Below are 26,573 nucleotides of genomic sequence, written 5' to 3' on the forward strand. Positions count from 1 at the left end.
CCGGGCACCGCGTCTATTCAGTCTGCCAGCATTCTCGTTGACGACTTTCGCGAGCAAGCTCGCTCCTACAAAAACCGGGGCCTATCGGCTTGATAGGTGGAGTCGAACGCTCCAACCCCCTAGAATCCCCCCACGATTCCAGGAGCCAACTTCATGCTGATGGTGATTTCCCCCGCCAAAACCCTCGACTTCGAGTCCAAGCCGGTCACTGCGCGCTTCACCCAGCCGCAGTACCTGGACCACTCCCAGGAACTGATCGAGCAACTGCGCGAACTGAGCCCGGCGCAAATCAGTGAGCTGATGCACGTCTCCGACAAGATCGGTGGCCTCAACGCTGCGCGTTTCGGCAGCTGGACGCCGGCCTTCACTCCGGCCAACGCCAAGCAGGCGCTGCTGGCGTTCAAGGGCGATGTGTATACCGGCCTGAATGCCGAGACTTTCAGCGAGGCCGATTTCAGCTATGCCCAGGACCATCTGCGTATGTTCTCGGGCCTCTACGGCCTGCTGCGCCCGCTGGACCTGATGATGCCGTATCGCCTGGAGATGGGCACCAAGCTGGCCAACGCCCGCGGCAAGGACCTTTACGCGTTCTGGGGCACACGCATCAGCGAATGGTTGAATGAAGCCCTGGCCGAGCAAGGCGACGATGTGCTGCTCAACCTGGCGTCCAATGAGTATTTTTCGGCGGTCAAGCGCACGGCCTTGAACGCGCGGATCATCAATACCGAGTTCAAGGACCTGAAGAACGGCCAGTACAAGATCATCAGCTTCTACGCGAAAAAAGCTCGGGGCATGATGAGCCGGTTTGTGATTGAAGAACGCATCAACGATCCGGCCCAGCTCAAGCAGTTCGATGTACAGGGCTATCGCTTCAATGCGGAGCAGTCCAAGCCGGATAACCTGGTGTTTTTGCGCGATCACGCACCGGAATAAGGCCTGTACAGCCACCAACATCAACTGTGGGAGCTGGCTTGCCTGCGATAGCGGAGGGTCAGCCGACTCACATGTCGCTGATACACCGCTATCGCAGGCAAGCCAGCTCCCACATTTTTTGCCTGCATTTCACCCCACCAATCGTCATTTATTTGACGTCAAAAAATATCAAGACACATCTCTAACAATTTCTTCACTCGACACTCGTCGGTTTTTTTCGTAGTGGCACCACTTTTTTTTAACGGTAGTGGCACAAAACTATCCTCTCGCACCAACTCCCCATAACTACTGGCCTAAATAGCAAGTGCTATCAATATAGTACTAGTGCCATCTTTTCTAATATTTCAAAAAATTTCCGGAAAGGGGATGAGCGGCCCGGAACTTCGTCTTGAAGCACCGCTCATACCACCGGTAACGAAATTCTCTGTTTACGTAAGAGATGACTTACATACCGACCAATGGAAGTAGCCAAGTTGTCATAAAGCACTTTGGCTCGAGGGTCATATCATCAACTGATTGAGTTGAGGGCGGCGATAAGGACTCATTGCCAACCCCTAAAGGCCAAGGCAGCGCTGACCTAAATGAGCCAGTGTTAACACCCAAGGCGTTGATATCAAAAGGCTTCTTGCCTGTATCAAAGCCCTGCGGCACTGGCGCCGGCCCCTTCCGCCATGGAAAACCGGCTGCATTTCAGGGCAAGCCCCAATAACAAGGCCACGTTGCGCACAACTTGAGTGCAATAGTTAGTCACTCGCTATTTAACATGCCTGCACGCGGTAAGTCGGCGTCTATTCGCCTAACTTTCGCGGCATCAGTGACGCTTGCAAACATGAACTCCGGCCATCTAATGGCATGATTTAAACATAGAGGTAATTGCGATGCGCATCAGCATATTTGGTTTGGGTTACGTTGGCGCCGTGTGTGCCGGTTGCCTGTCTGCCCGTGGCCATGAAGTGGTCGGCGTAGACATCTCCAAGGACAAGATCGACCTGATCAATGCGGGTAAATCCCCCATCGTTGAACCGGGTCTGGGCGAACTGTTGAGCCAAGGCATCGCAACCGGTCGACTGCGCGGTACCACCAACTTCGCCGAAGCCATCCGCGACACCGACCTGTCGATGATCTGCGTCGGTACGCCGAGCAAGAAGAACGGCGACCTGGAACTGAACTACATCGAGTCGGTATGCCGCGAGATCGGTTTTGTACTGCGTGACAAGACCACCCGCCACACCGTCGTGGTGCGCAGCACCGTACTGCCGGGCACCGTGGCCAACGTGGTAATCCCGATCCTCGAAGACTGCTCCGGCAAGAAAGCCGGTGTTGATTTCGGCGTCGCGGTCAACCCGGAATTCCTGCGTGAATCCACCGCCATCGCCGACTACGACCTGCCACCGATGACCGTTATCGGCGAGTTCGACAAAGCCTCCGGCGACGTCCTGCAGTCGCTGTACGAAGAACTCGACGCGCCGATCATCCGCAAGGACATCGCCGTTGCCGAAATGATCAAGTACACCTGCAACGTATGGCACGCCACCAAAGTCACCTTCGCCAACGAGATCGGCAACATCGCCAAGGCCGTCGGCGTTGACGGTCGTGAAGTGATGGAAGTGGTCTGCCAGGACAAGACCCTCAACCTGTCCCAGTACTACATGCGCCCAGGCTTCGCTTTCGGCGGTTCGTGCCTGCCAAAAGACGTGCGTGCCCTGACCTACCGCGCCGGCTCCCTGGACGTGGAAGCACCGTTGCTCAACTCGCTGATGCGCAGCAACGAATCCCAAGTGCAGAACGCCTTCGACATCGTCTCCAGCCACGACAAGCGCAAAGTCGCCCTGCTGGGCCTGAGCTTCAAGGCCGGTACCGATGACCTGCGTGAAAGCCCATTGGTAGAACTGGCGGAAATGCTGATCGGCAAGGGCTACGACCTGAGCATCTACGACAGCAACGTCGAGTACGCCCGTATGCACGGCGCGAACAAGGACTACATCGAAGGCAAGATCCCGCACGTGTCGTCCCTGCTCAACTCGGACTTCGACGAAGTGATCAACAACTCCGACGTGATCATCCTCGGTAACCGTGACGAGAAGTTCCGCGCCCTTGCGCACGAAGCCCCGCACGGCAAGCAAGTGGTCGACCTGGTGGGCTTCATGTCCAAGGCCACCAGCGTGAGCGGCCGTACCGAAGGTATTTGCTGGTAACAGCAACGGCAAGTTTCAGGCTGCCAGTGGCTTACCCCAGCGCTTGCAGCCTGAAGCCTCCTCACCTTGCGGATGACGCTTATGTCCAAGTTAAAACATGTATTTCTGCAATCTGCCGGCTGGCTGTTCTTTCTCAGCCTGCTGATGGGGCTCGCCCTGCTGTTGCCGGCGAGCACCTTCGATTCGCAATCGAAGAATTTTATTTTCCTGATTGGTGCCGTGGGTATCTGGCGCTACTCGATGGGCGCGACGCATTTCTTTCGCGGCATGCTGTTCCTGTACGTGGTGTACCCGCACCTGCGCCGCAAAGTGCGCAAGCTGGGCAAGGCCGCCGACCCGTCCCATGTGTTCCTGATGGTCACCAGTTTTCGTATCGATGCGCTGACCACCGCCCAGGTCTACAGCTCGGTGATTCGCGAAGCCATCGACTGCGGCTTCCCCACCACCGTGGTGTGCTCGCTGGTGGAAATGTCCGATGAGCTGCTGGTGAAAAGCCTCTGGGAAAAGATGAACCCGCCGGCTCACGTCAAGCTCGACTTCGTGCGTATCGCCGGTACCGGCAAGCGTGACGGCCTGGCCTTCGGTTTTCGCGCCATCTCGCGTCACCTGCCGGACGACCGCGCCGTGGTTGCCGTGATCGATGGCGACACCGTGCTGGCCGAAGGCGTAGTGCGCAAGACCGTGCCGTGGTTCCAGCTGTTCGGCAATGTCGGCGGCCTGACCACCAACGAATTCTGCGAAGTGCGCGGCGGCTACATCATGAGCGAATGGCACAAACTGCGCTTCGCCCAACGCCACATCAACATGTGCTCCATGGCCCTGTCCAAGCGCGTGCTGACCATGACCGGGCGCATGTCGGTATTCCGCGCCAGCGTAGTGACTGACCCGGGCTTTATCGCCGACGTGGAAAGCGACTCGCTGCAACACTGGCGCCTGGGCCGCTTCAAGTTCCTCACCGGGGATGACAAGTCCAGCTGGTTCAGCCTGATGCGCCTGGGCTACGACACCTTCTACGTGCCGGACGCCGCCATCAACACCGTGGAACACCCGCCGGAAAAGAGCTTTATCAAGGCCAGCCGCAAGCTGATGTTCCGCTGGTACGGCAACAACCTGCGCCAGAACTCCCGTGCCCTGGGCCTGGGCGTGCGTCGCCTCGGCCTGTTCACCAGCGTGGTGCTGTTCGACCAGCGCGTATCGATGTGGACCTCCCTGCTCGGCCTGACCGTGGCCATGATCGCCACCTTCAAGTACGGCGGCGCGTTCATCCTCGCCTACCTGCTATGGATCGGCATTACCCGCCTGATCCTCACCCTGCTGTTGTCGTGCTCCGGCCACAAGATCGGCCCGGCCTACCCGCTGATTCTCTATTACAACCAGATCATGGGCGCGTTGGTGAAGATCTACGTGTTCTTCCGCCTTGATCAACAGTCCTGGACCCGCCAGGACACCAAACTGACCCGCGATTTGGCCAGCTTTCAACGTTGGTTCAACACCTGGTCGTCTCGGACCATGACCTTCTCCGCCGGCAGCATCTTCGTTGCCGTGTTGCTGATGATGGTCTGACCCTGCCAAGCCTGAATTAACCTAGGAATTACACCCGATGAATAGCCAAGTAAACGCCAACGTTGTCCACGAATCCGAAGCCCAGCGCCAACACGCCCGGGTGAAAATCCCGGCCAAGCTGCGCTTCTTCAACAGCGACCGCACGCCGACCGAAGCAAAGGTTATCGACCTGTCCGCCGGCGGCCTGGCTTTCACCGCTACCCAGCCGCTCACCATCGGCCAAGTGCACAAGGGCCGCCTGCAGTTCGTGATCGACAACCTCGGCCTGGCCATGGACGTGGAGCTGCAGATTCGCTCCTACGACCGCCAGACCGGCCGCACCGGTTGCCAGTTCCAGAACCTCGATGCCCAGGATATTTCCACCCTGCGCCACCTGATCACCTCGCACCTGTCCGGTGACATCGTGACCATGGGCGACGTACTCGCGACCCTGCAACGCGACAACTTCACCAAGGCACGCAAGGTCAAGGACGGCGGCAGCGGCATGACCGCGTTCGGTCGCCTGCGCGCCGTGACCTTCAGCCTGGCGATCTTCCTGGTGGGCCTGGCGGCCTTCGGTTTTGTGGTCAAGTCGCTCTACGGCATGTACTTCGTCAGCCACGCCCAGGCCGGCCTCGTCAGCGTACCGGGCATGAACGTGACCATGCCCCGTGACGGCACCGTGCAAAGCCTGCTCAAGGGTGATTCGGTAGCAGCCAAGGGCGCGCCGCTGGCGACTTTCAGCACCAGCATGCTCGATGTACTCAAGGGCCACCTGGACGAAGACCAGTTGCAACCGGCCAAGGTCGAAGAACTGTTCGGCAAGCAAATGACCGGCACCCTGACTTCGCCGTGCGATTGCGTGGTGGCCCAGCAACTGGTCGCCGACGGCCAGTACGCCAGCAAGGGCGATGTGATCTTCCAACTGGTGCCACGTGGCAGCCAGGCTAATGTTGAAGCCCGCTTCACCTACCGCCAGTTTGGCGATGTACGCCCAGGTACGCCGGTGAGCTTTCAGGTCGCCGATGAAGAACAGGTTCGCACCGGCACCATCGTCAGCAGCACCAGCCTGAACAGCGCCGACCTGTCCTCCGACATCCGCGTGCAGATCAAGCCTGATGCACCGCTGGACAGCACCTACGCCGGCCGCCCGGTGGAAGTCACCAGCGACCGTGGCCCATCGCTGAACTGGCTGATCGACAAAGCCATGGCTCACGGTCTGTAAGCGAGGACATGCCTGTGATGACTCTCTCAAAAACACCACAATCCCTGTGGGAGCGGGCTTGCTGTGGCGAGGTAGCTTGCTCCCGCTCGACAGCGCAGCTGGAGCCGGCTTTTGGGGGCGCTGCGCACCCCAGCGGGAGCAAGCTCCCTCGCCACAAAGGCAGTGCCCACATTGGTTCGGTAGCGTTGATCGCCCTAGCAATCAGCCTGGCCGGTTGCGCCGGCCTGCCCGACCAGCGCCTGGCCAACGAAGCCCTCAAGCGCGGCGACACCGTCACCGCGCAGCAGAATTACCAGCAACTGGCAGACCTGGGCTACAGCGAGGCCCAGGTGGGCCTGGCCGATATCCAGGTCGGCACCCGTGACCCGGCGCAAATCAAACAGGCCGAAGCCACCTACCGTGCGGCGGCAGATACGTCGCCGCGTGCCCAGGCACGCCTGGGTCGCCTGTTGGCGGCCAAGCCCGGCGCCACTGAGGCCGAACACCATGAAGCCGAAAGCCTGCTGAAAAAAGCCTTTGCCAATGGTGAAGGCAATACCTTGATCCCGCTGGCAATGCTGTACCTGCAATACCCCCACAGCTTTCCCAACGTGAATGCCCAACAGCAGATCAGCCAATGGCAGGCGGCGGGTTACCCGGAGGCCGGCCTGGCCCAGGTGCTGCTGTATCGCACCCAGGATACCTACGATCAGCACCTGGATGATGTGGAGCGCATCTGCAAAGCCGCGCTGACCACCACCGATATCTGCTACGTCGAACTGGCCACGGTCTATCAGAAAAAACAGCAGCCGGAACAACAGGCCGAACTGCTCAAGCAAATGGAAGCAGGCGTCAGCCGTGGCACCGTGACTGCGCAGCGCGTCGACAGCGTGGCCCGCGTACTCGGCGATGCCACCCTCGGTACCCCGGACGAAAAAACTGCCCAGGCATTGCTGGAAAAAATCGCCCCTGGCTACCCGGCGTCCTGGGTCAGCCTGGCGCAACTGCTCTACGACTTCCCCGAACTGGGCGATGTCGACCAGATGATGAAGTACCTCGACAACGGCCGTGCCGCCGACCAGCCACGCGCCGAATTGCTGCTGGGCAAGCTCTACTACGAAGGCAAGTGGGTGCCGGCCGATGCCAAGGCTGCCGAGGCGCATTTCGAGAAAGCCGTGGGCCGTGAAGTGGCCGCCGATTACTACCTCGGCCAGATTTACCGCCGTGGCTACCTGGGCAAGGTCTACCCGCAAAAAGCCCTCGACCACCTGCTGACCGCAGCGCGCAACGGCCAGAACAGCGCCGACTTCGCCATTGCCCAACTGTTTTCCCAAGGCAAGGGCACCAAGCCCGACCCGTTGAACGCCTATGTCTTCAGCCAACTGGCCAAGGCCCAGGACACGCCAGAGGCCAATGACCTGGCCACCCAGCTCGAAGCGCCGCTGACGCCTGAGCAACGCGCCGAAGGCCAACGCCTGGTGCAACAGGAACTGGCCGCCCGCGGCACCCTGGCCCAAAGCACGCTGCAACTGCACGCCCTGCAAGAAGAAGACGGCGAGGAATCCCTATGAAGCTCAACCCATTCGTCAAGGCCGGTATCGGCCTGACCTTCGCCCTGCTGTGGTCGTGCCCGACCCTGGCCGCGCTCACCGAAGCCAAGAACTTCGGCCTGGAAGTCAAAGCCACCGCGCAGTCTGAAGATGACCGCGACCTCGGCACCCAGAAAGGCGGTGACGTCAACGGTATCGGCCTCGACCTGCGCCCCTGGATCTACGGCGAAAGCGGCGCATGGAGCGCCTACGCCATGGGCCAGGCAGTGGTTTCCAGCGATATCATCGAGACCGACACCCTGCAACAGTCGGCCGATGACACCACCGAGCAGCAGTCGAGCAACGACGACCGCAAGGCCAAGAAAAACTACCTGGCCCTGCGTGAGTTCTGGGTCGGCTACAGCGGCTTCACGCCCTACCCCGGCGAGATCCTCAAGTTCGGCCGCCAGCGCCTGCGCAATGACGACGGCCAGTGGCGCGACACCAACATCGAAGCGTTGAACTGGACCTTCGACACCACCCTGCTCAAGGCCAACGTCGGCGCTGCCGAACGTTTCAGCGAATACCGCACCGACCTCAAGGAACTGTCGCCGGTCGACAAAGACCGCCAGCACTTCTACGCCGACGCTGCCTACCAGTGGACGCCGGGCCAGTGGATCGGCGTGCGCGGCCACCACACCCATGACGACGGCAAGCTCGACTACGCCGAACCGGGTGTCGCCAGCGACCCGTTGGACAAGCGCGAAAACGGCGACCTGACCTGGCTGGGCATCGAAGCCAACAGCGACGCCTACAACTGGCGCAACACCAACACCGTCAACTACTGGGCAAGCATCACCGGCATGCGCGGCGACCGCGACAAGGTCAACGCCTTGAACGCCGACGGCACACGCCCCACCAGCGCCAAGCGCAGCGATGACCTGAGCGGCTGGGCCACCGATATCGGCGTGCGCCTGCGCCTGGATCCGCAGTGGCAAGTGGGTGCCGCGTACTCGCGCGCCAGTGCCGAGTACGAACAGAACGGCCTGCAAAGCAACCGTTCGAACTGGACCGGCACCCAGTCCCGCGTGCATCGCTTCGGTGAAGCGTTTCGCGGTGAAATGAACAACATGCAGTCCATGAGCCTGTTCGGTTCCTGGCAACTGCGCGAGGACTACGACGCCAGCCTGGTGTACCACAAGTTCTGGCGCGTGGACGGCAACAAGCCGGTGGGCAGCAACGGCATCGACGCGGTGCAGAACAACACCGATGACGTCACCGGCGCGATCCTCTCCAGCACCTCCCTGCCCCTTGAAGACGGCAAGAAAGACCTCGGCCAAGAAATGGACCTGGTGGTCACCAAGTACTTCAAGAAAGGCTTGCTGCCAGCCGCGCTGAGCCAGTCGATCGACGAGCCTTCAGCCCTGGTGCGTTTGCGTGCCGGTGTGTTCAAGCCCGGCGATGCCTATGGCAGCCAGGTCGACTCCTACATGCACCGCGCGTTTGTCGACGTGGTCTGGAAATTCTGATGGGAGCCTGCGCCATGAATGCTCAAAGCCTACTCGTCGCGGCAATGCTGATGGCCAGCGCCACAGCGTTTGCCGATACGGCGGCCAAGGCGCCGATCATCGCCAAGGAACTGCAACAGGCCAAAACCTACACCATCTCCAGCCCGCCCACCGCGCCGTTGGAAATGGCCAAGCCGGCGCTGCCCGACCTGTCGGGCTACACCGCGCAGGCGATGGAAAAGAAAATCGTCAAGACCAAAGTCGGCAAAATCAGCATCCGCCGCATGATGCAGGAAGACGCACTCAAGGACTTTATCGGCGGCGATAACAAGATGGCCGAATGGGTGGTGCGCCAACACGGCATTCCCCAGGCGATCTTTGTCGACGACGGCTACATGAACCTCAAGGACCTGCTGGGCAAGGTGCCCAAGCAGTACTTCAGCGAAACGTCGCCGGGCGTGTTCCTGGCCAAGTTGCCGATCGTGGTGGGCCGTAAAGGCATCCTCGATATCGACAAAAACACCCAGGAACTGCGCCTGTCCCAGCAAGCCGGCTCGTTTTTGATCAACGACGGCCAGCTGTTCGTGCGTGACACCAAGGTCACCGGCTGGGATGAAAAAACCAACGGCCCGGCGCTGTTCAAGTCAGCCAAGGAGTTCCGCCCGTTCCTGCTGGCCTGGGGCGGCACCGAGACCTATATCTCCAAGACCAAGATGGCCAGCTTCGGCTACGCCAACAGTAAGTCGTACGGGGTGAGTATTTCCCAGTACACGCCGAACATGGCCAAGGTGCTCAAGCGCCCCGAGCCGACCGGTTGGATCATCGACTCCGAGTTCTCGGACATGTGGTACGGCTTCTACTGCTACGAGACCACAGGCTTTGTGATCAAGGGCAATACCTACAAAGACAACATCGTCTACGGCATTGACCCCCATGACCGTTCCCACGGCCTGATCATCGCGGACAACACCGTGTACGGCACCAAAAAGAAACACGGCATCATCATTTCCCGGGAAGTGAACGACAGCTTCATCTTCAACAACCGCAGCTACGACAACAAGCTTTCGGGCCTGGTGATCGACCGTAACAGCGTGAACAACCTGATCGCCGACAACGAGATCTACCGCAACCACACCGACGGCATCACCCTCTATGAGAGCGGCGACAACCTGCTGTGGGGCAACAAGGTGATCAGCAACCGTCGCCACGGGATCCGCGTGCGTAACAGCGTGAACATCAAGCTCTACGAAAACACCTCGATGGCCAACGGCCTGACCGGCGTGTACGGCCACATCAAGGACTTGACCGACACCGACCGCGACATCGCCCTCGACCCGTTCGATGCCAAGGTCTCGCTGATCGTGGTTGGCGGTGAACTGGCGGGTAACGGCAGCGGGCCGCTGTCTATCGACTCGCCGTTGAGTATCGAGCTGTATCGCGTGTCGATGCTGGCGCCGACCAAATCCAGCGGTATCAGCTTCTCCGGCATCCTGGGTGACCGCCAGGAAGAAATTCTCGACCTGCTGGTGCGCCAGCAGAAAGCCGTGCTGATCGACCCCGTCGAACGCCAGACCGAATTGCAGGACTGAGGATGACCCTTATGCACCCACACATGATCAAACTGCTGAGCCTCTCGGGTCTGACCCTCGGCCTGCTGGCGGCCAGCCAGGGCGTACGCGCCGATGAAGTGCAAGCCCCTACCTTCACCGCCGAACCGTGCTGCAGCCTGTGCCCGGCCGCCCATGACGCCAAGAACTACACCACGCGCTACCAGCAGAACTTCACCACCTTGGTGCAAGCCCAGGGCGACTGGCTGTTCCGTACCCAGGAAGACCTGCGCACCGAGTTCGACACCACCCCGGCCGGCTACAAGCGCATGCAGCAGTTGCACGATGCGTTCAAGAGCAAGGGCGTGGAACTGGTGGTGGTCTACCAGCCGACCCGTGGCCTGGTGAACCGCAACAAGCTCAACCCTGAGGAAAAGGCCAAGTACGATTTCGACAAGGCCCTGACCAACTACAAAACCATGCTCGGGCGTTTCGCCAAGATGGGCTACGTGGTGCCAGACCTGTCGCCGCTGACCAACGAGCAACTGCCGGATGAGTTGCCGGCCCACGATTTCTACTTCCGTGGCGACCAGCACTGGACCCCGTACGGCGCCCAGCGCACCGCGAAAATCGTCGCGGCCAAGGTCAAGCAGATGCCGGAATATGCCGAGATTCCCAAGCGTGAATTCGAGACCAAGCGCTCGGGCCGCATGGGCAAGACCGGCACCCTGCACAACATGGCCGGGCAACTGTGCGGCACCAGCTATGCGATCCAGTACATGGACCAGTTCACCACCGAACCCAAGGGCGAAGCCGGTGACGGCGACCTGTTCGGCGATTCCGGCAACCCGCAGATCACCCTGGTGGGCACCAGCCACAGCGGCAAGAACTACAACTTCGCCGGCTTCCTGGAAGAAGAAATCGGCGCTGACATCCTCAACGTCGCCTTCCCCGGCGGCGGCCTGGAAGGCTCGATGCTGCAGTACCTGGGCAGCGATGAATTCCAGAAGAGCCCACCGAAGATCCTGATCTGGGAATTCTCGCCGCTGTACCGCCTCGACCAGGAAACCATCTACCGCCAGATGATGGCGCTGCTGGACAACGGCTGCGAAGGCAAGACCGCGCAGATGTCGGCCAGCACCACGCTCAAACCGGGCAAAAACGAACTGATGGTCAACAGCGCGAACAAAGACCTGCGCAACGCCAACCATCAGGTCGATATCCGCTTCGCCGATCCGTCGGTGAAAACCTTGCAAGCCACCCTCTGGTACATGAACGGGCGCCACGAGGACATCAAGATCGAGAAACCCGAAACATCCGATACAGACGGGCGTTTCGCCTTTGAACTGCGCACCGATGAAGACTGGGCCTCGCAGAACTTGCTGGCCGTGGAAGTGCAGGGCCCCGAAGCGGGCACTGCGGCGCAGAAGGTTGAAGCGAAAATTTGCACACGCAACGTATTCCCAAGCGGTGGTCAGCAGACCGCCCAACTCGGGAAGTGAGGTTACTTATGCAAAAGTTATTGCTCCCTACCCTGCTGGGCCTGGCCGTGTTTGCCGGCTCCGTGAATGCGGCCGCGCCGTTGCGCCCGCCCCAGGGCTATTTCGCACCGATCGAAGCGTTCAAGACCGGCGACTTCAAGAATGATTGCGACAGCATGCCAACGCCCTACACCGGGCCATTGCAGTTTCGCAGCAAGTACGAAGGCTCCGACAAGGCCCGTTCGACCCTGAATGTGCAGTCGGAAAAAGCCTTTCGCGACAGCACCGCCGACATCACCAAGCTGGAAAAAGACACCAGCAAGCGCGTGATGCAGTTCATGCGCGACGGCCGTCCACAGCAGCTCGAATGCACGCTCAACTGGCTGGTGTCATGGGCCAAGGCCGATGCGTTGATGTCCAAGGACTTCAACCACACCGGCAAGTCCATGCGCAAATGGGCATTGGGCAGCATGGCCTCGGCCTATGTGCGCTTGAAGTTCTCCGAGTCGCAGCCGCTGGCCAAGCACCCGCAGGAAGCCCAGCAAATCGAAGCCTGGTTCAACAAGCTGGCCGACCAGGTGGTGAGCGACTGGGACAACCTGCCCCTGGAAAAAACCAACAACCACTCCTACTGGGCCGCCTGGTCGGTGATGGCAACGTCCATCGCTACCAACCGCCGCGACCTGTTTGATTGGGCGGTGAAGGAATACAAGGTCGGCGTGAACCAGGTCGATGACCAGGGCTTCCTGCCGAACGAATTGAAGCGCCAGCAACGCGCCCTGTCGTACCACAACTACGCCCTGCCGCCGCTGTCGATGATCGCCAGCTTTGCCCTGGTCAACGGCGTGGACCTGCGCCAGGAAAACAACAGCGCGCTCAAGCGCCTGGGCGACAAGGTGCTGGCCGGGGTGAAAGACCCGGACATCTTCGAGCAGAAGAACGGCAAAGAGCAGGACATGAAGGACCTCAAGGAAGACATGAAATTTGCCTGGCTTGAGCCCTTCTGCACCCTCTACACCTGCGCCCCGGACGTGATCGAACGCAAGCATGGCATGCAACCGTTCAAGACCTTCCGCCTGGGCGGCGACCTGACCAAGGTCTACGACCCGGCGCACGAAAAAGGCAACAAAGGCAGCTAGTCGCTGATCGTTCCCACGCTCTGCGTGGGAATGCAGCACGGGACGCTCTGCGTCCCAAAGCGTGACGCACAGCGTCACAAGAGGCATTCCCACGTAGAGCGTGGGAACGATCACAACCTCCCCCGAAATCGTGGGGGGGTTTGGGGGGGCTCCGGCCCTTGACTGTTGGTTAAACATGGAGAGATCGGGATGGTTTTCTCGTCCAATGTGTTCCTGTTTCTGTTCTTGCCGATCTTTCTCGGCTTGTACTACTTAAGCGGGCAACGCTATCGCAACCTGCTGCTGCTGATTGCCAGCTACGTGTTCTACGCCTGGTGGCGAGTGGACTTCCTGGCGCTGTTCGCGGCCGTCACGCTGTGGAACTACTGGATCGGCCTCAAGGTCGGTGCCGCCGGTGTGCGCACCAAGCCGGCGCAGCGCTGGCTGTTGCTCGGCGTGGCGGTCGACCTGTGCATCCTCGGCTACTTCAAGTACGCCAACTTCGGCGTCGACAGCATCAATGTGATGATGAAGTCCGCGGGACTGGAGCCGTTCATCCTCACCCACGTGCTGTTGCCGATCGGGATCTCGTTCTACATCTTCGAGTCCATCAGCTACATCATCGACGTGTACCGTGGCGACACTCCGGCGACTCGCAACCTCATCGACTTTGCGGCGTTTGTGGCGATCTTCCCGCACCTGATCGCCGGTCCCGTGCTGCGCTTTCGTGACCTGGCCGACCAGTTCAACAACCGCACCCACACCCTGGATAAATTCTCCGAGGGCTGCACGCGGTTCATGCAGGGTTTCATCAAGAAGGTCTTTATTGCCGACACCCTGGCGGTGGTGGCCGACCATTGCTTCGCCCTGCAAAACCCCACAACAGGCGATGCCTGGCTCGGCGCGCTGGCCTACACCGCGCAGTTGTACTTCGACTTCTCCGGCTACAGCGACATGGCCATTGGCTTGGGCTTGATGATGGGTTTCCGCTTCATGGAAAACTTCAAGCAGCCGTACATCAGCCAGTCGATCACCGAGTTCTGGCGGCGCTGGCACATCAGCCTGTCCACCTGGCTGCGTGACTACCTGTACATCACCCTGGGCGGCAACCGCAAAGGCACCCTGACCACTTACCGCAACCTGTTCCTGACCATGCTGCTCGGTGGCCTGTGGCACGGTGCCAACATCACCTACATCGTGTGGGGCGCCTGGCACGGCATGTGGCTGGCGATTGAAAAAGCCATTGGCCTGAACACCGCGCCGCGCAGTTTCAATGTGCTGCGCTGGGCCTTCACCTTCCTGCTGGTGGTGATGGGCTGGGTGATCTTCCGCGCCGAAAACCTGCACGTTGCCGGGCGCATGTACGGTGCGATGTTCAGCTTCAGCGAATGGTCGTTGTCGGAACTCAACCGCGCCGACCTTACCGGCCTGCAAGTGGCAACCCTGGTGGTGGCCTACGCAACGCTGGCGTTTTTCGGCCTGCGCGACTTCTACACCAACCGCCCGGCCGACAAGGCCAAGCCAGCCGACCCGAGCCTGATCAAGGCCGTACCCGGCGACAATCCTGGCAGCATCCACGAGCCCGGTTTCAGCGTGGGCCGTGACGCTGCCGTGCAACCGGCCTACTGGACCGCTGACTGGCCACGCTACGCCATGCGCGCTGCGGTGCTGCTGCTGTTCGTGGCGTCGATTCTCAAACTGTCGGCGCAGAGTTTCTCGCCGTTCCTTTACTTCCAATTCTGAGGGAGCCGACCATGACCCGTTCATTACGCGTCCTCTACATAAGCCTGTTCCTGGTGCTGCTGCTGGCACTGGGCGCCTGGTCACTGCGCAGCTTCTTTGGCTTCAGCACCAACGCCGATGCCACGGTGCTTAACGGTCGCTGGACCAAAGCCGTCGAGACTCACTACGACGACGAGTTCCCGATCAAGCGCCTGGGCACCAACCTGTGGGCAGCGCTGGACTACAAGCTGTTCAATGAAGGCCGCCCTGGCGTGGTGCTGGGCCGTGATCACTGGTTGTACAGCGACGAGGAATTCAACCCCGCCGTCAACGAAGACCAGAACCTGCAAGGCAACTACGCGCTGGTCGAAGGCGTACGCCAGAAGCTCAAGGCCCAGGGCATCCAACTGGTGATGGCGATCGTGCCGGCCAAGGTGCGCCTGTATCCGGAACACCTGGGTGAGGTGAAACCGGCGAGCATCCACGCCAACCTGTACCAGGACTTCCACGCTCGCGTGGCGGCAGACAACATCCCGGCGCCAGACCTGCTCGGCCCGCTGCAACAGGCCAAGCTCGCCGGCAAGCAGGTGTTCCTGCGTACCGATACCCACTGGACCCCGGACGGTGCCGAAGTCGCCGCCAAGCAATTGGCCAAGGCGATTGCCGACAAGACCCCACTGAGCGGCGAGCCGCAGCGTTTTGTCACCGAGGCCGAGAAAACCGAACCGCATAAAGGCGACCTGCGTTTGTTCCTGCCCCTGGACCCGCTGTTCGAAAACCTGATGCCACCTAAAGAGCCGCTGGAAAAACGCGTCACCCACCTGGCCGAAGAGAAAGGTGATGACGCGCTGTTCAGCGACAGCGAAACCCCGGTGGCACTGGTCGGCACCAGCTACAGCGCCAACCCCAACTGGAACTTCGTCGGTGCGCTCAAGCAAGCCTTGCACAGCGACGTGGTCAGCTACGCCGAAGACGGCCATGGCCCGATCCTGCCGATGCTCAGCTATCTCAAAAGTGATGACTTCAAGAAAAGCCCGCCCCAGGTGCTGATCTGGGAGTTTCCTGAACGCTATCTGCCCGTTAACAACGAAATCGGTGATGCCGACCCAGCCTGGGTTGCGCAGCTTAAACAAGCCGGTTCGCGCCAACAGAACATGGCAATCAACACATCTAAATCCGAGACGCCCGACCGGGCGCAAAACTGAAAGAGAGGTAACTCACAATGACTTTCACTACTACTCCTCGTCGTCTCGCTAAAACCCTGGCTATCGCAGCGGGCTTGAGCTTCGTATCCCTGTCGGCCTTCGCTGCCGGTGACGCCGCCCTGTATGGCCCGACTGCACCAAAAGGCTCCAGCTTTGTACGTATCTACAACGCCAGCAACCAGGAGGTCAGCGCCACCGTCGGCAGCACCAACCTCAGCGACGTTGCGCCACTGGCCAGCAGCGACTTCAGCTTCATGCCGGGCGGCGACTACAGCGCCAAGGTCGGCAGCCAGACCCTGCCGGTCAAGCTGGCTGCCGACCACTACTACACCCTGGTCAACAGTGGCAGCGGCCAGCCGCAGTTGATTGAAGAACCCCCGTTCAAGAACAAGCAGAAATCCCTGGTGCGCGTGCAGAACCTCAGCGACAAGGCCCTGACCCTGAAAACCGCCGACGGCAAGACCGATGTGGTCAAGTCGGTGGCTGCCAAGGGCCGTGGCGAGCGGGAGATCAACCCGGTGAAAGTGAGCCTGGCGTTGTATGACGGTGACAAGAAAGTCGGCGATGTGAAGCCGGTTGCGTTGGAACGCGGTGAAGCGGCGGTGCTGTATGTCACCGGCTCGGGCTCGAGCCTGTCGCCAGTGTGGGTGAAACGCCCAGTGTCGACCCGCTGACTATTTCCCTGAGTTGACACGCCCCCTTGTGGGAGCTGGCTTGCCTGCGATGGCGGTCTTGTAGGCGCCATCGCAGGCAAGCCAGCTCCCACACTGACCGGGGCTCAACTCAGGACCGAGACAAAAACAAGAGTGAAACGACAAACCTTCGTAGCTCTGACCCATATCGATTCAAGGAGACACACCCATGATCCCAGTAATCCTTTCCGGTGGTAGCGGCTCACGTCTTTGGCCGCTTTCCCGTAAACAGTTCCCCAAGCAGTTCCTGGCCCTGACTGGCGAGCACACCTTGTTCCAGCAAACCCTGGAGCGCCTGGTGTTCGAAGGCATGGACGCCCCCATCGTGGTCTGCAACAAAGATCACCGTTTCATCGTCAACGAGCAACTGAGCGCACGTAAGCTCGACTGCCAGCGCATCCTGATGGAACCCTTCGGCCGCAACACTGCGCCGGCCGTGGCCCTGACCGCGATGATGCTGGTCAACGAAGGCCGTGACGATTTGATGCTGGTACTGCCCGCCGACCACGTGATCGACGACCAGAAAGCCCTGCAACGCGCACTGGCCCTGGCCACCGTGGCCGCCGAGCGTGGCGAGATGGTGCTGTTCGGCGTGCCGGCCACCCGCCCGGAAACCGGCTACGGCTACATCAAGTCCACCAACGACTCGCTGCTGCCTGAAGGCGTGAGCCGCGTGCAGCAGTTCGTGGAGAAACCCGATGAAAAACGTGCGGTCGAGTTCGTCAAAAGCGGTGGCTACTTCTGGAACAGCGGCATGTTCCTGTTCCGCGCCAGCCGCTTCCTCGAAGAGCTGAAAAAGCACGACCCGGATATCTATGACACCTGCGTGCTGACCCTGGAACGCAGCGAGCAGACCGCCGACACCGTGACCTTTGACGACTCCACGTTCGCGTGCTGCCCGGACAACTCCATCGACTACGCCGTGATGGAAAAAACCCAGCGCGCCTGCGTAGTCCCGCTGGCAGCCGGTTGGAGCGACGTGGGCTGCTGGGCGTCGCTGTGGGCGGTCAACGATAAAGACGCCAACGGTAACGTGAGCAAAGGCGATGTAGTGATCCAGGACAGCCGCAACTGCATGGTGCATGGCAACGGCAAACTGGTGTCGGTGATCGGCCTGGACAACATCGTGGTGGTGGAAACCAAGGACGCGATGATGATTGCCCACAAGGACAAGGTCCAGGGCGTCAAGCAGATGGTCAACACCCTCAACGAACAAGGCCGCAGCGAGACCCAGAACCACTGCGAAGTCTATCGTCCGTGGGGTTCCTACGACTCGGTGGACATGGGCGGGCGTTTCCAGGTCAAGCACATCTCGGTCAAGCCGGGCGCGTGCCTGTCGCTGCAGATGCACCACCACCGCGCCGAACACTGGATCGTGGTCAGCGGCACCGCCGAAGTCACCTGTGACGACAACGTGTTCCTGCTCTGCGAAAACCAGTCCACCTACATCCCGATCGCCTCGGTGCACCGCCTGCGCAACCCGGGCAAGATCCCGTTGGAGATCATCGAAGTGCAATCGGGCAGCTATTTGGGTGAGGACGATATCGAGCGCTTCGAAGATATCTACGGTCGCTCGACACCGGTTGAACGTGGTGTATCGGTGAAAACTATCGCGCAGTAAAACAGTCGTACAAGAAGCCCTCGCCCAGCCCATTGCGTCCCCTATCCGCAGTGGGTTGGGTGGGGGCTTTTCGGTTCAATGACCATCAAAACAGACAGAAAGCTCCTCGCGGGATGTCAGGCCTGTTTTTAACGAACCCAGTTACGCGGTGCAAACGCGTTGTAATTGCCGTCCTCCTTGGGTTCAGCATTTTTATACGTGTTCTTGCCGATTTTCTCCGCCGCTTTACCCCCCCACATCAGCGCCGAACCTGCGACTTTCGAGGAAACGCCACCTGAGCTTGCCATCTTCTTGCCGGCCACCTTCGCCATCCCGCCAACGAACGTCAACGCGGCCCCATAGGCTTTGTCTTTCGAACTGTCGGTGCTATGAAGTACTGAGGATGGCAAAACATGCGAACGAATTGTATCGCCGAGGCCTTGCAGCACAGTTTGCCGCAAGCTCGTAAGCCCCATACTTTGCATACGCGGCCCCGAGCGCGATTCGAGGGGGGCGGCACTCGCTTGCACGTGTCCTGCCTGGCTGGAGGCCTCCGCTGGTGCGGACACGCTGAGAGGGGTGGACAGGCTTACAGCGGCGTCTGAAATATTCATAAAAAACTCACATTGTATAAGTGCAACGTTGGGTTCCGTCGTTGATCAACCAAGCCTCCTTGCGCAAACTGTGTGGCAAGTTATTCAAACCGGTTCCCACATCGTCGGGTGCAATGACCTACGTTGACCCTTGCCCTCATCTTGCCGATCCTTGCGCCTACCACGACGCATTCGTGATGAGGTTTGACGGCCTCAGAGATTCATAGGATCCCTTCTTTTTCAGAAGATCCATGTCAGCTATGAGTGGGTTGGGTGGGGGCTTTTTATTTGGGCTTTGCGGTGCCTGTTCAGTCTTCTTCGGGAGCCCTTTTCACAGCTTGACGGCCCCCATAGATTACGGAAAAACTTTGTGGGCTCATGATGTCGGCAGACAGCACACCACTGATCCATCGCTAGTGGCGGGAACGCTTTTACTGAGTGCAAACACCCTTTATTGATTAAAAAATTATTGCTCTGCTTTAACTACTATAGGGTTGTTGGATCGATTAAAAAAGATTCGTTGTTGAAAGCCATGAGTCTCTCTTATTTCGCTCAATATCTGCTGAACCGGATTGTAGCGAACATCCAGATGGGCAAACCCTACTGAAACCATAAATGTACGGTCATTATTTGCACTCGCCTCAACCCCGACTTTTTCCGCCAGATACGGGTTAATGAATTCATCCCTCCAAACCGACGAGGTGATAGTTCTTAATCGCTCAACGGTACTCTCGGGATAACCTTCCGGCTTTGTAAAGTCTGAAATAACCAATGAAAACTCCTTGGCTAACTCTTCAGCCTGCATAAATAACTGGCTGGTAACTTTCGCTCCAAGCATCTCGACATCATCCAAAACCGCGCCCGACGAGATTACACTCGACTCAGAATGTTCCATCGCGATGATAAAGAGCTCTAGCATCGAAGTCGAGAGTTCTTCTGGTTCCCACCCAATCACCGCGCTTTTATTTTTGTCGATAAATTCAGGAATGAATTTTTCAACCTTAATGGCTGCGTCAGTTGGAGTGGCTTCCACATACAAACTTAGCGCACCGTTTCTGTTTGCAGCCATTACATCAGGTATATCCGAGGCGTAAGCAAATGAGGGACTGGCGTGGCCATCCCCCGAGAATATGATCTTAGGTGTCCCATCGCTAAACGCAGCTCTCAGTTCATTATCACTTAACGCCCGCTCTTGACCATCAACATAGGTAAACCACACGGTGGGTGAAAGCCCAAGGATATCTGTGAACGTCACTGGGTTATTGCGCACCATCTCATAGCGATTAAGCCCATCCACTTCACCTGCAGGGTCGGGATTACTCCATCGCTGTAACCACGGCACGTAGTACCTGAACCCATAGTAGTAGAGCCCCGTCGCATCCCGCTCCTTGCCCGAATAACGCAACGTGCGATAACTCTCTTCGCTCGAATCACCCTTCTGCGTGAAGGCCGTCGTACCAAACGGATGATACGTCTCGCGAGTGATGATCCGCGCTTCACCGTCCAGTTCCAGCGAACAAGAGCCCAGATGATCGCTAAGGGTGTAACGGTATTGATCATTCGCCAGTTGCTGCGGCGCCGCGCCTTCCCAATGCAACACCTGCACCGTGGTGCGGCCGGCCTGGACGGTGACGACGTGCAGTTTCTCGCCATCCCCATCGCGCGTTTCCAGCCCTGGTAGATATCGGGTCTCACTGACCAAGGTGCGGGCGTTGGTTTGCGTCGTGCGCACCTTGCGCTGGCGCATGCCGTCGGCACCGTAGACGTAGCGCTCGGTGTCATTGAGGCACAACGTGCGCTCCACCATATGCACATGGCTCAGTTGGTTACGTGCATCCCAACTCAGTGTTCGGCCCCGGTCCAACATCAACAGGTTGCCGCTGGCATCGAAGGCTTCGGCAATCTCCGCTTCGGTCGGTGGCCTCCCGCCCACCTCGGGCAGGCAGCGATTACTGTGCTTGGCCGCCGTCAACACACGCCCATGTTGCTGTGGGCCGTGGTGGATCAGCTCGAGCAAATTGCCGCCAGCGTCGTAGCGATAGGTTTGACGATAGTTAGCCACGGCAGCCGGATCCTCGAGATGAGCAGGCCCGCGATTAGCGCTGCCGGCCTCCCAGCCGGTGGCTTCGATCAACTGGTAAAGACTGTCGTAGGTATAGCGGTTGATCGGCTCGATGCGTTGATTGGCAAAGAAGCGCACCGGCAGGGCCTTGTCTTCAAGGCTAAGGATATTGCCCACCGGGTCATAGACGTAGTGCAAATCCTGTAGCGGTTCGTCGCTAGGCCCGGCAGCGCTCAGACGGTTCAATCGCCCGTCTTTCGGGCAGTAATCAAACCGACTGGTGATCTGGTTGCCTGCCGTTTGCTGTTCTATCTGTCCTTGAGCGTTGTAGTGAATGTCATGTACCAGCCGCTGCGCGGCGGTCGCGTTTTTCAGCTGCAGCCAGGCCTCGCGCAATCGGCCGTCGATGGTGTGAGTGAAACGCTGCCGATTACCCTGCGCATCGGTTTGCTCCAGCACATTGCCCACCGGGTTGAACTGCAAAGTACTGCGAGCACCGGCTGCTTGTTCAAGCAAATCATCTCTCTCATCAAGGGGCAGTGGCCAATCGGGCATATCCAGGCTTTGCAGAAAGTGTTGATGCTGTTCCAGCACCGCGCCGGTCAAGCCGAACTCATTGAAATGCTGCGTTCCAGCCGGGGTGTCGTGGCGGATCAACTGGCCGCATTGGTTGTGCGCGGCATAGTGCGGCGACGCATCGGCGTAGTGATGACGTTCGACGCACGCAGCTTGCTCGAACACCGCCACAGGCCTTAGCAAACTATCGTATTCAACCTGTCGCTCATTACCGCGAGCGTCCCACGCTTGCACCTGTTCAGCCGCCTGCGTGAACAGGCTGACACGCCATCCTGCATCAACGCTGTGGGAGCCCAGTACCTTGCTGCCGAGCGAGTAAACCTGCGTCAGGTTGGCCCGCTCCACCAAACGCGGGTCCCACTCGGCCACGACTCGGCCCGCACCGTCGAAGCCACTACGACTGCTCCTTGCCTGCGCCTGCTCCCGCCCACTCTCACGCCAATAGCGCACCGTGCGCACCGTCAGCCCGCGAGGGTCGCTCACACTCAGGCCTGGGGTCTGCCGGTGCAGCGCAAGGGCGGTCATTGCAATGTCTTCCCCCGGGCCTCTTTCATCGCCATCACCTCTTCATAGGTGTCGTTTTCATCCTCGTAAATGCTGTACCAAGGCCAGTAGGTATGACGCCGCAGGTAGTCCTCCTTGGCGAGGACGGTACGAGTAGGACGGCCCAACGGGTCATAGAATTGTCGGTCGCTGTAACCGTGTTGCCTGAAGCTGACATCGTTGATGTAGCGATGATGATCGGCAAAATAGGGCCTGTAGATGCGCACAATCAGCCCCTTGTTGTTGTACTCGACCCGCTCGCTGACCCGCCAGCGCTCAACATCCTGTACCGTCACCGGCCGACAATTGCCGTCAAGCGCCAACGAGCCATCTTCCTGTACATGGTAGGCATAACCGCGCTCGACCTTTTGCTTGCTCTGCAAGGCGCGACCGAAACCGTCCCAACAGCTCAAGGCGACGCGGATTTGTTTTTCCGGATCGAGCGGGTAGCGATCAGCCTGCAAGGTAACGGCGTGAACAGGCTCGCGGCGCACCTGAGGGATCAAGCTCAACAGGCGTTGTCGCGCGGGCGTCAATGCATCGGATGGCGAGAGCAAACGGGGCGACACACGAATATGCCCGCTGGGTAGCAGGTCGCCCTGCGCTACGCATTCGTCCAGCCATTGGCGATCCTGCAGGTCGGCGTCAGGCACTCGGCCCATCCAACTGAACGGGTCGGCAAAGTGCGCAGTGGCGGCATCCTGCAACGCCGCGGCCGGTGCATCAATGATTTGGCCAGGTGTGCCGCCGAGTGGAGGACGGTAGTCATCGAGCGACGCAAAGCCCACGGGTTGACCACGTTCGGTGCCGAAAAAACTGGTGGCGATCACCTGGCCGAATGCCCCGTAAAGCACCTCCTGAGTGTTTTGATTGGGGTCGATAATGCGCGCCGGTTGCAGCAAGCGATAGTCAATCGAATCCACACGCGTCTCACAGCCGTCAGGTAGGCGTACCCGAGTATTCAGGCAGCCATAGGGGTCGTAACTCAGATGGGTCACACCATGACTGCGGGTTTGCTGCACGGTGATGACGTTATAGAAACCCGCGAGGCCAGCGTAGGTATTGAAACCGCGCTTGACCGACCACAATGGCGCTTGCGCCCCGTCGATGGACGGCAGAACCAGGCGCATTTTGTGGTACCCGACCTCCAGGAGTTTTTGCTCCAGGTCAAACGGCATTTCACCCTCGTCATTGCGCAGCAAGTCGTACGCCTTGAGCGCTGCCTCATCCAGCTCGGCAATTTCCAACTCATCGGCCAAGGCCAGGAACATGGCCTCTCCATCCGGTAAGGGGTGAACCCCGGACAAGTCCCGGTAGCGCTGCACCGACTGCCCCACCAGTGTTCGCTGAGCTTGGGGATTCAAGGGGTTTGCGGCGGTTTGCGCGATAAAGGCTTCATAGCTGATCGCGTCGGGTTGCAAGCCGTTGGGACCAGAGCCCTTACCCAGCACCAGCGCGTTGTCACGTTGCTGAAAAGGCAGGGCCAGGCGCCAGCCCTGTGGGTGTGTCAGGTGAATAAACCGCGCCAGACTTTCACTCAGGTAGTAAACCTGCTGCGCCGAATCATGGGCATCACACCACCAGCGTTTCTGCGGTGTGATTTCATTCGGGTCCACCTGGCAGGCCGGATCATCCTGGGCCGTCAGGCGCCGGGCATAACTGACCCTGACGCCATGGGTCAGGCTGCCAAAGGCATCCCAGCGCAGGTTGATCCCGTGCTGGCACTGCGGGTCATCGACCTGTTGCTCGTACTGGTAGGCGATCGACTCCAACGATAACGCCAGCATCACCTTGTAAGGTGCGAATTGACCGCCTACTGGCCGATCCAGCACGCGTACCAGGTAGCGGTTTTGCTCGACGCTATAGGGGACGTCGCCTGCGTTGCGCCCTCCATAGGTTTCCACACGCAATACCTGGCCTGCCAGTGCTTGGAGCATGCCAGGCAACTCATCGGCCTGGGGTACGACAAGTTCATCGACACCGTCGGCTTCGTGATAATGGCTAAGCAAGGTTGCTCCCAAGGGGTGAGCGGCCAGATCACCGTTGAAATACTCATCGCACGCTGGGTCGATCACTTGTCCGACATGAAACCAGGTCTTGCGCAATACCGGCTCACTGAAACCCGACTCCCGTGATGCCTCGGCAGCAGTGTCGGTATCAGTCGCCAGGAGCAGGGCAAAACCTCGAAACGTTCGTACCTGTCCGTCGTAAAAACCTTTTCGATATTCGAACCGTTGCGTCAGCCGATTGCCCGTGATTTCGTCACATTGAACCTGCTCACTCACCACCGGCACGGGGAAAGGTAAACGACACACGGCCGGTTGATCGCTGGCGAGCAATTGCTGCTTTTCATCCAGCCACTCCTGGGCCGAACTGCGATATTTCACGCTCGCGGCGGCGCCTTGGTTGTTATTGGTGGCACATAACAAATAGGGTTTGGCTGCGACAAAGTCATACCGCCAATGCATGGGCGACATATGCGGCACCGTCAACACCAGGCTGGAGCAACCCAGCCCTTGCAAGTCAGCGGTACTCACCCGGCAAAATCTGTCATAGCGAACGTTTTTGGGCCAAGGAAGCTCGACGGCGTCGTCAAAGCCGTTGCCACAACGGTTCATGAACACCAGCGCGCACTCGGCTTTCAAGTAGACCAGGTCTGCGGCACCGGAGCCGTCCAGATCCGCGAGCAAGACCCGCGATGCATCGAACTCGTCATAAGCAAAACCCAGCGTGCTGAACCTGAACCCTTTACCAAAGCGGCCTCGCCCCAGGTTGGGCCAGCATTCAAGCCGGTCGTGGCGGATGCGGATCAGGTGCTGCTGGCCGCTGCCGAGCACGTCACTGAAGGCGACCAACTCGGTGGCGGCGTTACTGATCAACGGCAGATCATCCTCGCCTTCCTTGCGCTTAATCTGGGTGGCGGGGGCAAACCCCGCTTGCCGCTGGTTGGCATACAAACGTACGCTGCGCGGGCCGATCATCGCCAGGTCAGACAAGCCGCCCCCCATCAGATTGGCCAATTGCCCCTGGGGATGAAAAAACTCGTGAGGGAAGGCATCCACGGTCGCGAAGTTCGACCAACTGCGGTCCGGGTTGCAGGTAAAAAAACCACACAGCCCAGGCTGGGCTACGACCCATTCAAGGCAGCCATCACCGGTGAGGTCGCTTAAAAACTGCCGGGGTGCTTGCAGGCGGTCAGCTATCGGAATCTCTGGCAACTCATGCCAATCGTCATAGGCCACGTCGTCAGAGTGGCTCGCCGCCTTGGCCCGCATAGGTGCGCGGTAATACCAGGCTTTATCGTCAGAATACAAAATGCCCGGAAAACCTTCGCCGTACAGGTCGACAAATTGATAACGCTGGCCGTCGTCAAGACCCGGCATGGTTTCAAATGGCTGATAGCGCTGGGGATCCGGTGCGAGCTCGAACGCGTTATAGATGAACTCCAACGGCGGCCGACTCTGTACCTTCCCGGCCCGGTCAATGGCTTGTTCATGGGCCGCATGCAGCAGGCTATAACCCAGTGACGATGGCCGATATTCAAGCAGTAGTCGGCGCACCAGCACGGGCGCCGACCCCATGTCTGGCTCATCGGGAAAGCAGTGGAACATCAGCACCTGCCGACACAGTTGTCGCGTCCTGAGCTCAAAACCATAGACATAGCTGGAGAACGGGTCGCTGCGCCCAGGCCATGCCTGGGTGGCCTCATAAGGTGGAGCGGTCATGAGGGCAGTAGGACGCTCACCATGATCGAACACCAGATGAAAATGCCATAGCACGCCTTGCCCAGCCTCAACGCGCCACGCATACAGCTGGTCATCGGCGAGCGCATTGCCGTAAAGCACCTTGCTCAAGTAACGCTGGGCACCTGCGTGATCGCCGGCCTGATAATGGTAGACAATATGCTCGCCACGCGGGTTGAGGCTTTCTTCGAGCAGCCACTCCCCCACACGCGCATCGACATCCGGGTCGGCACGTCGTGAAGCAGCGGTTTTGCCGTACAGGTGCAGATTGCCGTCCGCACTGTGAATCAGCCAGAACCCCCCCGGGTTGTCGGTATCGGACCAACGCTCGATCAGTGCAAATGCGCCTTCGGTGCGAGGCCAGTAGCGTACAACGGTGTAAGGCCCCACCGGCAAGCCGTTATAGGCCGTCTCGACCCTTGAAACCTCTGTACCCGTCATCGGGTTGCGTTCCGGCATCCAGGGCTCCCCATCCGGCCCCAGGATCACGTCTTCATCGGTATACGCCGGCACCCCTGTGGACGTTCGTCGAGTGATCGCATTGGGCGTCTTGCCCCAGCCTATTCCGAACGAGCTGTTGCCGTTGGTGCTGCTGTAACCCAGCGTCAGGTCCGGGGCAAAACCCCGCCCGGGGGAGATTGGCAAGGGCAGCTCGAACGATGCACCACCGCTGATACCGACCGGTCCCAGGCCGTTGCCGATACTCTGGATGGCGCCACCGCCCTTGGGCAGGGACGGCGCGGCGATTTGCAGCGACTCGTCATGGTTCACTATGCCTCC

General features: G+C 59.5%; 16 protein-coding genes. 13 read left to right on the plus strand and 3 right to left on the minus strand.

The genetic code is table 11. The annotated features are described in order from the left end of the window. The first annotated feature begins 153 nt into the window (after nucleotides 1-153). The 13 genes from yaaA (at nucleotide 154) to OC445_RS00460 (ending at nucleotide 18,297) form a co-directional block, all read left to right on the plus strand. Nucleotides 154-933 carry a peroxide stress protein YaaA gene (gene yaaA, locus OC445_RS00400; protein WP_262019902.1) on the plus strand — a complete coding sequence of 260 codons (780 nt, stop codon included), beginning with the start codon at nucleotides 154-156 and terminating at the stop codon, nucleotides 931-933. A gap of 878 nt (nucleotides 934-1,811) precedes the next feature. Beyond that, complete coding sequence (locus OC445_RS00405; protein WP_034128705.1) at nucleotides 1,812-3,128, plus strand: nucleotide sugar dehydrogenase; 1,317 nt, start codon at nucleotides 1,812-1,814, stop codon at nucleotides 3,126-3,128. A gap of 81 nt (nucleotides 3,129-3,209) precedes the next feature. Beyond that, on the plus strand, nucleotides 3,210-4,691 hold the full coding sequence (gene alg8 / locus OC445_RS00410; RefSeq protein WP_161794312.1) for a mannuronan synthase: 1,482 nt from the start codon (nucleotides 3,210-3,212) through the stop codon (nucleotides 4,689-4,691). A 37-nt stretch (nucleotides 4,692-4,728) separates the two neighbouring features. Further along, nucleotides 4,729-5,895, plus strand: coding sequence for an alginate biosynthesis protein Alg44 (locus tag OC445_RS00415; RefSeq protein ID WP_034128707.1), 1,167 nt, complete (start codon nucleotides 4,729-4,731; stop codon nucleotides 5,893-5,895). 17 nt (nucleotides 5,896-5,912) lie between these two features. Next, nucleotides 5,913-7,445: an alginate biosynthesis TPR repeat lipoprotein AlgK gene (gene algK / locus OC445_RS00420; protein ID WP_371262633.1), complete on the plus strand. Its 1,533-nt coding sequence runs from the start codon at nucleotides 5,913-5,915 to the stop codon at nucleotides 7,443-7,445. Then, on the plus strand, nucleotides 7,442-8,932 hold the full coding sequence (locus OC445_RS00425; protein ID WP_054921029.1) for an alginate export family protein: 1,491 nt from the start codon (nucleotides 7,442-7,444) through the stop codon (nucleotides 8,930-8,932). The genes algK and OC445_RS00425 overlap by 4 nt, the downstream gene beginning before the upstream one ends. Beyond that, nucleotides 8,932-10,500 (plus strand): mannuronan 5-epimerase AlgG, encoded by a 1,569-nt coding sequence (algG, locus tag OC445_RS00430; RefSeq protein ID WP_054921026.1) that lies wholly within the window; start codon nucleotides 8,932-8,934, stop codon nucleotides 10,498-10,500. Before OC445_RS00425 ends, algG begins: the two co-directional genes overlap by 1 nt. A gap of 11 nt (nucleotides 10,501-10,511) precedes the next feature. Continuing rightward, nucleotides 10,512-11,960, plus strand: a complete 1,449-nt coding sequence (locus OC445_RS00435; protein WP_198791258.1) for an alginate O-acetyltransferase — start codon at nucleotides 10,512-10,514, stop codon at nucleotides 11,958-11,960. Between the two features lie 8 nt (nucleotides 11,961-11,968). Continuing rightward, nucleotides 11,969-13,078, plus strand: a complete 1,110-nt coding sequence (locus OC445_RS00440; protein WP_054898941.1) for a mannuronate-specific alginate lyase — start codon at nucleotides 11,969-11,971, stop codon at nucleotides 13,076-13,078. A gap of 189 nt (nucleotides 13,079-13,267) precedes the next feature. Beyond that, nucleotides 13,268-14,800, plus strand: coding sequence for an MBOAT family O-acyltransferase (locus OC445_RS00445; protein ID WP_262019903.1), 1,533 nt, complete (start codon nucleotides 13,268-13,270; stop codon nucleotides 14,798-14,800). A gap of 11 nt (nucleotides 14,801-14,811) precedes the next feature. Next, nucleotides 14,812-15,984 (plus strand): alginate O-acetyltransferase, encoded by a 1,173-nt coding sequence (locus tag OC445_RS00450; RefSeq protein ID WP_198791257.1) that lies wholly within the window; start codon nucleotides 14,812-14,814, stop codon nucleotides 15,982-15,984. Between the two features lie 17 nt (nucleotides 15,985-16,001). After that, nucleotides 16,002-16,658, plus strand: a complete 657-nt coding sequence (locus tag OC445_RS00455; protein WP_032893493.1) for an alginate O-acetyltransferase AlgF — start codon at nucleotides 16,002-16,004, stop codon at nucleotides 16,656-16,658. Between the two features lie 187 nt (nucleotides 16,659-16,845). Then, entirely contained in the window at nucleotides 16,846-18,297 is a 1,452-nt protein-coding gene (locus tag OC445_RS00460) for a mannose-1-phosphate guanylyltransferase/mannose-6-phosphate isomerase (protein ID WP_127880839.1), read from the plus strand. Nucleotides 18,298-18,425: 128 nt separating this feature from the next. Here OC445_RS00460 and OC445_RS00465 read toward each other — a convergent pair whose 3' ends face one another. From OC445_RS00465 to OC445_RS00475, 3 genes are all read right to left on the minus strand, one after another. Continuing rightward, nucleotides 18,426-18,890: a hypothetical protein gene (locus OC445_RS00465; RefSeq protein WP_198791256.1), complete on the minus strand. Its 465-nt coding sequence runs from the start codon at nucleotides 18,888-18,890 to the stop codon at nucleotides 18,426-18,428. Between the two features lie 445 nt (nucleotides 18,891-19,335). Then, the gene (locus tag OC445_RS00470) at nucleotides 19,336-22,032 is read right to left on the minus strand and encodes an RHS repeat-associated core domain-containing protein (protein WP_262019904.1); all 2,697 of its coding nucleotides are present in this window, start codon (nucleotides 22,030-22,032) and stop codon (nucleotides 19,336-19,338) included. Beyond that, the gene (locus OC445_RS00475; RefSeq protein ID WP_262019905.1) at nucleotides 22,029-26,564 is read right to left on the minus strand and encodes a SpvB/TcaC N-terminal domain-containing protein; all 4,536 of its coding nucleotides are present in this window, start codon (nucleotides 26,562-26,564) and stop codon (nucleotides 22,029-22,031) included. The genes OC445_RS00470 and OC445_RS00475 overlap by 4 nt, the downstream gene beginning before the upstream one ends. Nucleotides 26,565-26,573 lie beyond the last annotated feature (9 nt).

This window comes from Pseudomonas sp. Pse35, assembly GCF_024519715.1.
GTDB classification, from domain to species: domain Bacteria; phylum Pseudomonadota; class Gammaproteobacteria; order Pseudomonadales; family Pseudomonadaceae; genus Aquipseudomonas; species Aquipseudomonas paracarnis.